Annotated in this window: 14 protein-coding genes; 10 read left to right on the forward strand and 4 right to left on the reverse strand. The window is 73.0% G+C overall.

Annotated elements, in window-relative coordinates:
• From OZN99_RS14335 to otnC, 8 genes are all read left to right on the forward strand, one after another.
• Nucleotides 1-715 (forward strand): RibD family protein (locus tag OZN99_RS14335; RefSeq protein ID WP_333779740.1); only part of this gene is annotated, 715 nt, incomplete at its 5' end.
• On the forward strand, nt 712-1,689 hold the full coding sequence (locus tag OZN99_RS14340) for a zinc-dependent alcohol dehydrogenase (protein ID WP_270935923.1): 978 nt from the start codon (nt 712-714) through the stop codon (nt 1,687-1,689). The genes OZN99_RS14335 and OZN99_RS14340, both read left to right, overlap by 4 nt.
• Before the next feature lie 16 nt (nt 1,690-1,705).
• On the forward strand, nt 1,706-2,104 hold the full coding sequence (locus OZN99_RS14345) for a 6-pyruvoyl trahydropterin synthase family protein (protein ID WP_270935924.1): 399 nt from the start codon (nt 1,706-1,708) through the stop codon (nt 2,102-2,104).
• A gap of 5 nt (nt 2,105-2,109) precedes the next feature.
• The gene (locus OZN99_RS14350) at nt 2,110-3,144 is read left to right on the forward strand and encodes a glycosyltransferase family 4 protein (protein WP_270935925.1); all 1,035 of its coding nucleotides are present in this window, start codon (nt 2,110-2,112) and stop codon (nt 3,142-3,144) included.
• A complete protein-coding gene (locus OZN99_RS14355; protein ID WP_270935926.1) occupies nt 3,145-4,020 on the forward strand; it encodes a class I SAM-dependent methyltransferase in 876 nt (291 codons plus the stop codon).
• Between the two features lie 20 nt (nt 4,021-4,040).
• Nucleotides 4,041-4,514, forward strand: coding sequence for a cupin domain-containing protein (locus OZN99_RS14360; RefSeq protein ID WP_270935927.1), 474 nt, complete (start codon nt 4,041-4,043; stop codon nt 4,512-4,514).
• 13 nt (nt 4,515-4,527) lie between these two features.
• Nucleotides 4,528-5,835: a 3-oxo-tetronate kinase gene (gene otnK / locus OZN99_RS14365; RefSeq protein WP_270935928.1), complete on the forward strand. Its 1,308-nt coding sequence runs from the start codon at nt 4,528-4,530 to the stop codon at nt 5,833-5,835.
• Nucleotides 5,828-6,490 carry a 3-oxo-tetronate 4-phosphate decarboxylase gene (gene otnC, locus OZN99_RS14370; RefSeq protein WP_270935929.1) on the forward strand — a complete coding sequence of 221 codons (663 nt, stop codon included), beginning with the start codon at nt 5,828-5,830 and terminating at the stop codon, nt 6,488-6,490. The genes otnK and otnC overlap by 8 nt, the downstream gene beginning before the upstream one ends.
• Nucleotides 6,491-6,493: 3 nt before the next feature.
• Here otnC and OZN99_RS14375 read toward each other — a convergent pair whose 3' ends face one another.
• From OZN99_RS14375 to OZN99_RS14390, 4 genes are all read right to left on the reverse strand, one after another.
• The gene (locus OZN99_RS14375; protein WP_270935930.1) at nt 6,494-6,955 is read right to left on the reverse strand and encodes a GNAT family N-acetyltransferase; all 462 of its coding nucleotides are present in this window, start codon (nt 6,953-6,955) and stop codon (nt 6,494-6,496) included.
• 182 nt (nt 6,956-7,137) lie between these two features.
• A complete protein-coding gene (locus OZN99_RS14380; protein ID WP_270935931.1) occupies nt 7,138-7,620 on the reverse strand; it encodes a hypothetical protein in 483 nt (160 codons plus the stop codon).
• Nucleotides 7,621-8,367: 747 nt separating this feature from the next.
• Complete coding sequence (locus OZN99_RS14385) at nt 8,368-9,504, reverse strand: bifunctional 2-methylcitrate synthase/citrate synthase (RefSeq protein ID WP_270935932.1); 1,137 nt, start codon at nt 9,502-9,504, stop codon at nt 8,368-8,370.
• A 105-nt stretch (nt 9,505-9,609) separates the two neighbouring features.
• Nucleotides 9,610-11,148: an MmgE/PrpD family protein gene (locus OZN99_RS14390; protein WP_270935933.1), complete on the reverse strand. Its 1,539-nt coding sequence runs from the start codon at nt 11,146-11,148 to the stop codon at nt 9,610-9,612.
• Between the two features lie 178 nt (nt 11,149-11,326).
• On the opposite strand from OZN99_RS14390, the gene OZN99_RS14395 reads away from it, so the two are divergent.
• Together OZN99_RS14395 and OZN99_RS14400 are read left to right on the forward strand one after the other, a co-directional pair.
• The gene (locus tag OZN99_RS14395) at nt 11,327-12,226 is read left to right on the forward strand and encodes a LysR family transcriptional regulator (RefSeq protein WP_270935934.1); all 900 of its coding nucleotides are present in this window, start codon (nt 11,327-11,329) and stop codon (nt 12,224-12,226) included.
• Nucleotides 12,227-12,346: 120 nt separating this feature from the next.
• The gene (locus OZN99_RS14400; RefSeq protein WP_270935935.1) at nt 12,347-12,919 is read left to right on the forward strand and encodes a hypothetical protein; all 573 of its coding nucleotides are present in this window, start codon (nt 12,347-12,349) and stop codon (nt 12,917-12,919) included.
• Nucleotides 12,920-12,925 lie beyond the last annotated feature (6 nt).

Raw genomic sequence — 12,925 nt, forward strand, 5'->3', positions numbered from 1 at the left:
CGTGCCGCGCGGGCCGCTCGGCGAGCTCTTCGCGCCGGTGCTGGCGCCGCCCGCCGCGCCTGATGGCTGCCGGGTCATCGGGCGGCTGGCGCAGACGGTGGACGGGCGGATCGCGACGAGCAGCGGCTCCTCGCAATGGATCGGCGGGCGCGGCGACATCCTGCACACCCACCGGCTGCGCGCGCTGTGCGACGCGGTGCTGGTGGGCGCGGGCACGGTGCGGCACGACGACCCGCGGCTGACGACGCGGGAGGTGCCGGGGCCGAGCCCCGTGCGGGTGGTGCTGGACGCCGACCGCCGCCTGCCGGCGACGCATCGGATCTTCACCGACGGCGCGGCGCCGACGCTGCTGGTCGCGGCGACCGACGGACCCGCCATGCATGGGCAGGCCGAGGTGCTGCGCGTGGCGCGCGATGCCTCCGGGCTCGACCTGCCGGCGCTGCTGCGCGCGCTGGCCGCGCGGGGGCTGCGGCGCATCTTCGTGGAAGGTGGCGGGCGTACCGTCTCGGCCTTCCTGGCGGCGGGCTGCCTGGACCGGCTCCACCTGACGGTGGCGCCGGTGATCCTCGGCTCCGGCATCGCGGCCTTCAGCCTGCCGGAGGCGGCGCGCATCGGCGACGGGCTGCGCTTCGCCTGGCGGGTCTGGCCGCTGGGCGAGGACATCCTGTGCGACGTCGCGCTGGACCGCGCACGGCCCGGGCTCTGCGCGCCATGAAGGCGCGGGCGCTGTGGACCGTCGCGCCGGGCGTCGCGGAGATCCGCGAGCACGACCTGCCGGCGCCCGCACCCGACCAGGCACTGGTCGTCACGCGCGCCAGCGGCATCTCGCGCGGGACGGAGCGGCTGGTGTTCCAGGGGCGCGTGCCGCAGAGCCAGTGGCCGGCGATGCGCGCGCCGCTGCAGCAGGGCGACTTCCCCTTCCCCGTCTCCTACGGCTACGCCGCGGTGGGCGAGGTGCGGGACGGGCCGGCGGCGCTGCGCGGGCGGCGGGTCTTCTGCCTGCATCCGCATCACGACGCCTTCCTGGCCCCGGCCGCCATGTGCATCCCGGTGCCGGATGCGGTGCCGGACCGCCGCGCCGTGCTGGCCGCCAACATGGAGACGGCGGTGAACGTGCTGTGGGACGCGCGGCCGCTGGTGGGCGAGCGTGCGCTGGTGGTCGGCGCCGGCGTGGTCGGGCTGCTGGTGGCGTTCCTGCTGGCGCGCATCCCCGGGCTCGACCTGGTGGTCTGCGACCTCGATCCGGCGCGGCGCGGCATCGTCGAATCCCTCGGCGCGCGCTTCTGCGCCCCGGAGGAGGCGCCGGGCGAGCGCGACCTGGTGGTGCATGCCTCGGCCAGCGCGGAGGGGCTGCGGCTCGCGCTGTCGCGCTGCGGCTTCGAGGGGCGCGTCGTGGAGGCAAGCTGGTTCGGCGACCGCGACTGCGCGCTGCCGCTGGGCGAGGCCTTCCACGCGAAGCGGCTGTCGCTGGTCTCGACGCAGGTCGGCGCAGTGGCGCCGGCGATGCGCGGCCGGCGCACGCATGCGGAGAGGCTCGCCCTGGCGCTGGACCTGCTGGCGGATGCGCGGCTGGATGCGCTGGCGGGGCCGGAGCTTCCCTTCGCCGAGTTGCCGCAGCGGATCGGACCGGTGCTGTTGCCGAAGCCGGGCGAGCCCCAACCTCTCTGCCCCGTCGTCACATATATATAGAGTGTCGGAGCGCGCGATGTTCAGCCTCACCGTCGTGGACCACATCATGATCGCCCACAGCTTCCGCGGCGAGGCCTTCGGCCCGGCGCAGCGGCTGCATGGCGCGACCTTCGTCGTGGAGGCCGAGTTCCGCGCGCCGAAGCTGGACGACCTGCACCTGCTGATCGACATCGGCCTGGCGAAGGACGTGCTGCGCGCCGTCCTCGCGCCGATCGACTACCGCAACCTGGATGCGGAGCCGGTCTTCGCGGGCAAGAACACCACGACCGAATACCTGTGCCTGCACATCCAGCAGGAGCTGGCCGCCGCCTGCCGCGACGGGCGGCTTGGCGAGGGCGGCAAGGGCGTGAGCGGCATCAAGGTGCTGCTGCGCGAGAGCCACATCGCCTGGGCGGCCTTCGAAGGGCCGGTGTGAGCGCGATGGATATTGCGCTGCTCGTTCCCGGTCCCTTCGACACCATCTCCGGCGGCTACATCTACGACCGCCGCCTGGTGGAGGGGCTGCGCGCGATCGGGCACGAGGTGCAGGTGGTGGAGCTGGCCGGGCGGCACCCGCTGCCGGACGAGACGGCGACCGCCGATGCGCGGCACGCGCTGGCGGCGGTGCCGGCCGGCACGCGCCTGGTCATCGACGGGCTCGGCCTGCCCGCCTTCGCCCCGTTGGTGGAGGAGCTGGCGCAGCGCCGCGCGGTGGGGCTGATCCATCACCCGACGGCGCTGGAGCATGGCAACCCCGGCGAGGTGCGCGACGCGCTGCGCGCCGCGGAACGCGCCATCTTCCCGCGCATGGCCCGGCTGGTGGCGACCAGCCCGCTGACGGCGCGGCGGCTCGCCCCCGAGTTCGAGGTGGCGCCGGAGCGCGTGGGCGTGGTGGAGCCGGGCACGGACCCCGCGCCGCGCAGCACCGGGTCGGGGGATGGCTGCGCGATCCTCGCCCTCGGCTCGCTGATCCCGCGCAAGGGGCATGACGTGCTGATGCGCACGCTGGCGACGCTGTCCGACCTGGACTGGCGGCTGACCGTCGCGGGCGGCGCGCGCGACGCGGTCTATGCACATGGGCTGCAGGCGCTGGCCGAGGAGCTCGGCATCGCGCAGCGCGTGGACTTCCCGGGCGAGGTGGACGGCGCGGTGCTGGAGGCGCTGTGGCAGGGCGCCGACGTCTTCGCCCTGGCCAGCCACTGGGAGGGCTACGGCATGGCCGTGGCGGAGGCGATGGCGCGCGGCCTGCCGGTGGCCGTGACCGCGGGCGGCGCGCTGGCGGAGCTGGTGCCGGTGGAAGCGGGCGTCGTCTCGCCGCCCGGGGACCATGTCTCGCTCGGCAAGGCGCTGCGGCGGGTGATCTTCGACACGGAGCTGCGCGCGGAGATGGCCGAGGCCTCCTGGCAGGCTGGCCAGAAGCTGCCGCGCTGGGAGGACCGCGCCGCGGCCTTCGTGGCGGAGCTGGAGACAGCCTGAATGGCCGAGAGCTTCGATGGCGACTGGCTCGACCTGCGCGAGCCCTTCGATGCGGCCGCGCGCGACCCGGGCCTGGCGGTGCGGCTGGCGCAGGCGCTGCCGGCTCGGCCGCGCCTGCTCGACCTCGGGGCCGGGACGGGATCGCTGCTGCGCTGGATGGGCCACTTCATCGGGCGGGCGCAGGCCTGGACGCTGGTGGATGCCGATGCCGGGCTGATCGAGCGCGCCTTCGAGACCATCGCCGACCGCGCCGAGGCGGCAGGCTGGGGCGTGACCTTCCCGGGCAAGCGCACGCTGCTGGTGCACAGCCCGCGCGGCGCCTGGCGGGTGGAGGGCCTCGTTGCCGACCTGCGCGAGGCGCCGGACAACCTGCCGCTGCATGCGGTGGACGCCGTGGTGAACACCGCGCTCTGCGACCTTGTCAGCGAGGGCTGGGTGGAGCGGATGGCGGCGGCCTGCGCAGCGCGGCGGCTGCCCTTCTACGCCGCGCTGAACGTGACGGGCCGCGAGCGTTTCGCGCCGCCGCATCCGGGCGATGCGCTGGTGGCGCGCGGCTTCGCCCGCGACCAGGCGCGCGACAAGGGTTTTTCCGGGATTGCGCTCGGCGCGAAGGCGCCAGCCGCGATCGCCGCCGCCTTCGGCGCGCAGGGCTACGAGGTGCTGCGCGCGCCGTCGGACTGGGTGGTGCCGCGTACGGCGCCGCGGATGGCGCTGGAACTCGCGGAGGGCCACGCCCGGGCGGCACGCGCGCACGAACGCCGTCTTGAAGGCCGCATCGCCCGCTGGGTGCTGGACCGCACGACCCAGGCGCGCGACCTTCGACTCTCGGCGCGCGTCGGGCATGCGGACCTGCTCTGCCTGCCGCCGCCGCGCTGACGCAGCGGGGAAAGGCCGGTATGTCCGCGAAGCCTGTTGCCATTGTCGCCATGGACGCGCCGCCGAAGGGCCCGTCCGGCTATCCGGCCGATCTGCGACGCAAGGTGGAGGGGCGCGAGCGCCGCGTGCTGGGCGATGCCTTCGGGCTGCGCAACTTCGGGGTGAACCTGACCCGGCTGGCGCCGGGCAGCGCCTCCGCCCTGCGTCACGCGCACGCGACACAGGACGAGTTCGTCTATGTGCTGGAGGGCGAGCCGACGCTGGTGACCGATGCCGGCGAGACGTGGCTGCGCCCCGGCATGTGCGCGGGCTTCCGGGCCGGCACCGGCGACGCGCACCATCTGGTCAACCGGACGGATCGGGACGTCGTCTATCTCGAGGTCGGCGACCGCTCGGCCGGCGACCATGTGACCTACCCGGACGACGACCTCGTCGCCGCGATGGGCCCGGACGGCGCCTGGCGCTACAGCCGCAAGGACGGCACACCCCTGTGAGGCGGACCTGACCATGCCCCTGCTCCTCGGCTGCGTGGCCGACGACTTCACCGGCGCCACAGACCTCGCCTCCATGCTCGTGAAGAACGGGATGAGCTGCGTGCAGGTGATCGGCGTGCCCCCCGCCGCGGAGCGGCATGGAGAGGCGCCGTCCTTGCCGGAGGCCGACGCGGTGGTGGTGGCGCTGAAGTCGCGCACAGCGCCGGTGGCGCAGGCGGTGGCCGAGAGCCTGGCGGCGGCGGAGGCGCTGCTGGCGGGCGGGGCGCGGCAGCTGTTCTTCAAATACTGCTCCACCTTCGACAGCACGGATGAGGGGAACATCGGCCCGGTCGCGGATGCGCTGCTGAAGCGGCTCGGCGCCGGCTTCGCCATCGCCTGCCCCGCCTTTCCCGCCAACGGCCGCAGCATCTACCAGGGGCACCTCTTCGTCGGCGCCCGGCTACTGAGCGAGAGCGGGATGGAGAACCACCCGCTGACGCCGATGAAGGACCCCGACCTGGTGCGCGTGCTGTCGCGGCAGACCGATGGCGGCGTCGGCCTGGTGCCCTTCGCGGTTGTCGAGCAGGGCGCCGCGGCGATCCGGCGGGAGTTCACACGGCTGGCCGAGGCCGGTCGGCGCCATGCCATCGTGGATGCGGTGAGCGACGCGCATCTGCACGCGATCGGCGAGGCCTGCGCGGGCCATGCGCTGGTCACCGGCGGGTCGGGCGTGGCGATGGGCCTGCCGGAGAACTTCCGGCGCGCCGGGCTGCTGCCGCCGCGCAGCGACGCCGCGACGCTGCCGAGGGCGGAGGGACTCTGCGCCGTGGTGGCGGGCTCCTGCTCGCGGGCAACGCTCGGCCAGATCGGCTTTGCGCGCGATCACCTGCCGGTGCTGGAGCTCGATGCGCTGGCCATGCCGGATGCCGGCGCGCTGGCCGCGCAGGCGCTGGACTGGGTGGAGGGCAGGCTCGACGCTTCGCGGCCGGTGGTGGTCGCGGCCAGCGCCCCGCCGGAGAAGGTGGCGGCGTTGCAGGCGAAGCTGGGGCGCGAGGCGGCCGGCGTGCTGGTCGAGGATGCGCTGGCCGCGGTGGCCGAGGGCCTCGTCGCGCGCGGCGTGCGGCGGCTGGTGGTGGCGGGCGGCGAGACCTCGGGCGCGGTGGTGCAGCGCCTCGGCGTGACGAGCCTCCGCATCGGTGCGGAGATCGACCCGGGCGTGCCCTGGACCTTCGCCCCGCTCCCGCCCGCCGCCGGCGTGCCGCAGGCGGGCATCCACCTGGCGCTGAAGAGCGGGAACTTCGGCGCCCGCGACTTCTTCCTGAAGGCGTTCCAGCATGTCTGAGCAGGCGATCCGCGAGGAGCTGGCGATGCTGGCGCGCTCGCTGTTCGACCGCGGCTACTCGGTCGGCACGGCGGGCAACATCAGCGTGCGGCTACCGGATGGCTACCTGATGACGCCGACGAATTCCTGCCTCGGGCGGCTGGACCCGGCGCGCATCAGCAAGCTGGGGCCGGACTGGGCGCATCTGTCCGGCGACAAGCCGAGCAAGGAGGTGTTCCTGCACCGCGCCGTGCTGACCGCGCGACCGGAGGCGGGGGCGGTGGTGCACCTGCACTCGACCTACGCGACGGCGATCTCCTGCATCGCGCCGACAGGCGCGTCGGGCGATGGATCGCCGGAAGCGGGCGATGCGGAGATCCCGCCGCTGACGCCGTATTTCGTGATGCGCATCGGGCGGCGGCTGCCCTGCGTGCCCTACTACCGGCCCGGCGACGCGGCGATGGAACCGGCGGTCTTCGCGGCGGCGAAGGTCGCGAAGGCGCTGCTGCTGGCGAACCACGGGCCGGTGGTGAGCGGCGCGAGCCTGGCCGAGGCGGTGCATGCCAGCGAGGAGCTGGAGGAGGCCGCCCGCCTCGCGCTGCTGCTGCGCGACGTGCCAGGTGTGCGCCGGCTGACGCCGGCACAGGTGGACGACCTGCTGCGGACCTTCGGGTAGCGCCTACAGCGACGCCGCCGGGTCGATGCGGATGACGTAGCTGCGCCAGTCGGCCCGCTCCGCGATGCGCTCATAGAGGGCGATGGCGCCGACATCGCCTTCCGGCACGATCCAGCGCAGGTGCGACCAGCCGCGGCGGCGCCCGATCGCGACCGCCTCCGCGATCAGCGCGCGGGCGATGCCGCGGCCGCGGGCGGCGGGGAGGACGAAGAGGTCGTCGAGCATGCCGCAGCTGCGGGCGAAGACGAGCTCGGGCAGGTCGAAGAGCACGGCGAAGCCGATCGGCGCGCCATCGAGTTCGGCCAGCAGCACCTCCGCCGCTGGATGGGTGGCGAGCAGCGCGGCCTGCGCCTCCGGCGTCGCGACGGCGGCGCCGGCCAGCGTGCCGCGCATCTCGGCGGCATAGGCGGCGAGCAGCGGGGCGAGCGTGCCGCGTTCCGCGCGGGGGAGCGGTCGGATCAGCATCGCCACAGGATAGGTGGAGCAATGGCGGACTGCGAAGCGGTCCGAGGCCGCGAAGGCGGCCCGCCAGCAGTCCGGCGAGCCAGGCGCGCGAAGCGCGCGCCCGTTGCCTGAGGGCAACGCCGAAAGCGCAAAGGGCGCCGCCCTTGCGGGCGACGCCCCCTACGCCGGGATCGGCGGTCAGGTCAGGAAGTGGCCTCGGGCGCCGGGGCAGCGGCGGCGGCGGCAGCGGCCTTCTTTGCGGCGCGGGTGGCGGCGGCCTTCTTCGCGGCCTCAGAGCGCGCGGAGGTGGCCTTCTTCGGCGCGGCCTTCTTGGCGGCGGCCTTCTTCGGCGCAGCCTTCTTGGCAGCGGCGCGCTTCGGCGCGGCCTTCTTGGCGGCGGCCTTCTTCGGCGCGGCCTTCTTGGCGGCGGCCCGCTTCGGCGCGGCCTTCTTGGCGGCGGCCCGCTTCGGGGCGGCCTTCTTGGCGGCCTTCTTCGGCGCGGCCTTCTTGGCGGCGGCCTTCTTCGGCGCAGCCTTCTTGGCAGCGGCGCGCTTCGGCGCGGCCTTCTTGGCGGCGGCCTTCTTCGGCGCGGCCTTCTTCGCGGTCTTGCGCGTGGCGGCCATCGCCATCGCCTGGGCGCGCGGCTCGGCGGCCTCGGTCTCGGTGGTCTCGACGATATCGGTCATGAGGTTCAGGTCCTTGTTCCGTCCAATGGTGGAGTTCCGTTGGTGGTCCACCGGCGCGATAGGGGGGCGCGGCGTCCACGGTGGCAGTCGGGTGGCGGCGTGGCGGTCGGCGCGGATCCCGTATCGCGCCGGACCGCGGAAGCCGCCGTCCATTCCCTCGCAGGCGCCGGGGACGACGTACGCCGCATGATGCGGCGCGTTGCGCGTGCCCTGGCTTCTCTCCCGCCCGGTGGCAGCGCCGCTGCGGCGCCGACCGGCGGTGCGGAGAAGGATGTGCGTGCGATGCTCCCCTCCTCCCCGAGCCTGCGGTCCATGGACCGTTCCTTCCTGCTGCGCGCCCCGACCCGCCGCGTCGCTTGCCTCTCTCCGGTGGCCTCGTCGTCGGCTGCATCGTGGCAGTGCGACGTCGTGGCTCCGATCTTCGGCGCGCGAATCGCGTCAAGCGAGTGCGTGCGACTCACTCGTGATGCATCTGCAAGCAGACTGTCAAACGGAATCGCACGAAGCACGCGCGATGACGTGCACGACGCACGACGATGCGATGCATCGCGCGCTCTCTTCGCGCGCGTCGTCGTCATCGTCGTCGTGGCGGACGGGTGCGCCGCGTGCCGCGGCGACACGGCGAGGCCTTAACGAAGGCGCCACGCCGGCGGTGCCGGCGTGGCGCGTTGGTGGTGCCGAAGGTCGGACCGGGACCCGCGCGTCGCGCGCGGCGTCGAGGTCGGAGCAGGTTGCCCGCGGGCGGGATCAGCCCCGCGCGGAGAGCGGCGTGACCGGGCGCTGCGGCGCACCGGTGTAGTGGGAGAGCGGGCGGATCAGGCGGTTGTCGGCCGCCTGCTCGAAGACATGCGCCGCCCAGCCGGTGATGCGGGAGCAGACGAAGATCGGGGTGAACATCGGGATGTCGAACCCCATCAGGTAGTAGGCAGGGCCGGCGGGGAAATCGAGGTTGGGGTGGATGCCCTTCACCCGCATCATCTTCGCGGCCAGCACCCGGGAGGTCTCCATCCACCGCCGGTCGCCGACCACCTCGGCCATCTTCTCGGCGTATTTGGTCATCGTCGGCACGCGGCTGTCGCCGTTCTTGTAGACCCGGTGGCCGAAGCCCATCACCAGCGCCTTGTGGTCGAAGCGGCTCTCCAGCCACTCCTCCGCCGCCTCGGGGCTGCCGATCTCCTTCAGCATGTGCATCACGGCCTCGTTGGCCCCGCCATGCAGCGGGCCCTTGAGGGCGGCGATCGCCGCGGTGATGGCGCCGTGGATGTCCGCCCCGGTGGAGGTGACGGTCCGCGCGGTGAAGGTGGAGGCGTTGAAGGTGTGCTCGGCGTAGAGGATCATCGAGACGTCGAAGGACTTGATGACCTCGGGCTGCGGCACCTTGCCGAAGACCAGGTGGAAGAAGTTCTCGCAGAACGGCAGGCTCGGGTCCGGCGTGATGGGCTCGAGGCCCTTGGAGAGGCGGTTGGTGGCGGCGACCGCGGTGGGCAGCTTCGCCAGCAGCCGCATCGCCTTGCGCCGCTGGGCCGCGTCGGACACGTCGGCAGCCTCCGGGTCCTCGGTGCCCATGAAGGAGACGGCGGTGCGGACCGCGTCCATCGGGTGGGCGTCCTTCGGGATCGCCCGCAGCACGCCGAGCAGCGCGGGGGAGATGGCGCGGTTGGCGCGCTCCTCCGTCTGGAAGGCCTTCAGCTGGGCGGCGGTCGGCAGCTCGCCGTGCCAGAGCAGGTAGGCGACCTCCTCGAAGTTGCTCTCCTCGCAGAGATCCTGCACGGCGTAGCCGCGATAGGTCAGGCTGTTCGTCTCCGGCATCACCTTGGAGACGGCGGAGACGTCGGCATAGACGCCGACCAGGCCCTTGTAGAGGGTGGGGGTGGACTCGCTCATCGCGTTCCTCGTGTCGGTTCTTGAGCGGCAAGGCTTGGGGGTGCGGGGGCGTGCCCCCACCCCGACCCTCCCCCGCCAACGCGGGGGAGGGAGAAGAGGCGCGGGCTAGAAAATGCCCGGCTTGCTCTCGAGCAGCGTGCCGACGGGCAGCGCCACGTTGAGCACGTGCAGCTCGCCGGCCGGGATGCTGGCCAGGTCCTGCACGTCGGCGAGGAAGCGGTTGGCCTCCCGCGTGGTGAGGATGCCCTCGGTCAGCGTCCGGAACTTGTGGACGTACTGCTCGCGGGCGAAGGGCCGGGCGCCGTTCGGATGGGCGTTGGCGACGCCGAGCTCGTCCACCAGCGTGGTGCCGTCGCGGAAGCGGATCTCCACCCGGCCGCCGAAGGAGAGCTCCTCCGGGTCGCGGGAATGGTATTTCCGGGTCCACTCCGGATCCTCGCGAGTCTCGATCTTGTGCCACAGGCGGACGGTGTCGGCGCGCTGGGCCCGCTTCGGGGCGTAGCTGTCCACGTGGTGCCAGCGCCCGTCCTGCAGGGCCACGGCGAAGATGTACATGATGGAGTGGTCCAGCGTCTCGCGGCTGGCCTTGGGGTCCATCTTCTGCGGGTCGTTGGCGCCGGTGCCGATCACGTAGTGGGTGTGGTGGCTGGTGTGGATGGTGATCTTCTCGATCGCCTCCCAGTCCGTGATCTTCTCCCGCATGCGGAAGGCCAGGTCGATCAGGGCCTGGGACTGGTACTCGGCCGAGTGCTCCTTGGTGTAGCTGTCCAGGATGGCGCGCTTCGGCTCGCCGGGCTCGGGCAGCGGGACCTCGTAGTAGACGGGCTCGTAGACGGTGTTGCGCCCCTTGCTGTCGGCCTGGGTGCGGCCGGAGAGCACCCAGGCGATGACCGAATCCTCGCCTTCATAGATGGGGGACGGCGCGCCTTCGCCGCGCATGCAGCGGTCCACCGCCTCCACCGCCAGCTTGCCGGCATGGGCGGGGGCATAGGCCTTCCAGCTGCTGATCTCGCCCTTGCGGGACTGGCGGAAGGAGACGGAGGTGTGCAGCGCCTGCTGGATGGACTGGAACACCACCTCCTGCTTCAGGCCGAGCAGCGTGCCGATGCCGGCCGCGGCGGCGGGGCAGAGATGGGCGATGTGGTCCACCTTGTGCTCGTGCAGGCAGATCGCGCGGACCAGGTCGATGTGCAGCTCATAGGCCGTGGCCAGGCCGCGGATCAGGTCGCGGCCCGACCGGCCCATCGTCTGCGCGACGGCCAGCACGGGGGGGATGTTGTCGCCGGGGTGGGAGTAGTCCGCGGCGAGGAAGGTGTCGTGGAAGTCGAGCTCGCGCACCGCCGTGCCGTTCGCCCAGGCCGCCCATTCCGGGCTGACCGTGGTCGCGGCCTTCACGCCGAAGACGCTCGCGCCGCCCTTGCGGGGATGGCCGAGCGCCATGCCGCGCGCCGAGACGACGGGCCGGCGGTTGATGGCGGCGATGGCGACGGAGGCGTTGTCGATGATCCGGTTGATGATCATCGCCTGCACGTCCTTCTGGACGGCGACCTTGTCGGTGGCGACGGCGGCCATCTTCCAGGCCAGCTGGTCCTCGCGCTTCAGCAGCGCCTTCGACGGATGGACCTTCACTTGGTGCTTGATCACGGGCCTTCCTCATCCTTGCCGTGTGGAGTGCGGAAGGTTTGTGCGCCCGCCGTGCGTGATCGTCCAATCCGATTGGGCATCCGGCGCGATATGGATTTCGTATCGGAGCCCCGCTAAACCGGGGCAGCAAGGTTGAGGAAGGCCCGGCACCAAGACCGAAGGGCCACACGGCAGCGCCATGGATTTCCGCCTCGTCCGTCGTCTCGGGCATTTTCTCGCCGTCGCCGAGGAAGGGCATTTCGGCCGGGCCGCCGCGCGGCTCGGCATCTCCCAGCCGCCGCTGACGGCGCAGATCCAGGCCCTGGAGAAGGAGCTCGGCGTCCAGCTGCTGGAGCGCACGGGCAAGGGCGCGCGCCCGACGCGCGAGGGCGAGGCGCTGATCCCGCTGGCCCGCCGCCTGGCGCAGGATGCGGGCGAGCTGGAGTCGCTGGCGCGCGAGCTGCGCGCCGGGCGGCATGCGCCGGTGGCGATCGCCTGCGTCACCTCCGCCCTGTTCGACTACCTGCCGCCGCTGGTGCGTGCCCTGCAGGCGGCGCGGCCCGATGCCGCAGTGAGCGTGCGGGAGCTCGACACGACCGACGCGGTGGAGGCGCTGCGCCGCGGCGAGGTGGATCTGGCGCTGCTGCGGCTGGAGCATGACCGGCACCCCGTGAAGCTGCGCCCGCTGGGGCGTGACGTGCTGGCGGCCGCGCTGCCTTCCGGTCATCCGCTGGCGGGGAGCGAGTCGCCGCTGCCTCTGGGCATGCTGGCGGACGAGCCGCTGCTGATCCTGCCGCGGGGGATCTCGCCGGCCTATTCGGATGCGATGGTCGCCGCCTGCCGCGCCGCCGGCTTCACGCCGCGGGTCGTGCGGGAGGTCGGCAGCGCCATGGCGCAGCTGGGCTTCGTCGCGGCGGGGCTGGGCGTGGCGCTGGTGAGCGCGGGCATGGCGCGGCTGCGGCCGCCGGGCGTGGCGTTCCGCGAGCTGGAAGGACCGGTGCATGCGGTCGGCGTGGCGCTGGCCTGGAACGCGGAGCGCGAGAGCGAGGTGACGCGGCTGGCGCTGGACTTCGCGGAGATGATCTTCCCGGGCGGCTGAGGGCTGGCCGGCCAGCCTGTCCAAAGCGCAAGCGGCACCCGGTCGCATGCAACCGGCGCTCGGTGGACACGGAGCGTTGCGACGTCGAACCTGTCGCGGTTCGCGCCGAAGGAGACTGGGATGGTGAAGTGGTTCCGTCGCGCGGGGGTGGTCCTCGCCGCGTGTGTTCTGGCCGCCGTGCTGGTGGCGCCGCGTCCTGCGAAGGCCATCGTGGTACTCGAATACCTGCTCCTGCAGACACTCATCGAATTGACGCCAGGCTACACCTTCACCGGGAACTGCAGCGACTGCACCGGCCAGGCCACCGCCATCCTCAAGCTGACCAACTATACGCCGGGCACGGCGATCCAGGCCTCCAACTTCCTCTGGTTCCGCTACAATCCGACGGATCTCTTCGCCGGGCTGACGGTGTCGGCGATGCCGGGCGACACGCCGCTGACCTCGATCAGTGGCCTGCTGCCGGCCAGCCTGCCCAGCGCGGCCGACGTGACGATCGTGGCGGGTGGCTTCACCTTCAGCACCATTTCCGAAGGCAACTGGAACATCGGGCCGACCAACGGCTCCGACGATTTCGGCGGCGTCCACAGCTGGGCCGCGCCGGCTGCCGCGGTATCCGCGCCGGCCGCGCTGCCGCTGCTGCTGGTCGGCCTGCTCGGCCTCGGCGCGGTCCGCCGGGGGCGCCGCGCCAGCTGACGCCGC

It is taken from the genome of Falsiroseomonas oryzae, from assembly GCF_027856955.1.
In the GTDB taxonomy this organism is placed as follows: domain Bacteria; phylum Pseudomonadota; class Alphaproteobacteria; order Acetobacterales; family Acetobacteraceae; genus Falsiroseomonas; species Falsiroseomonas oryzae.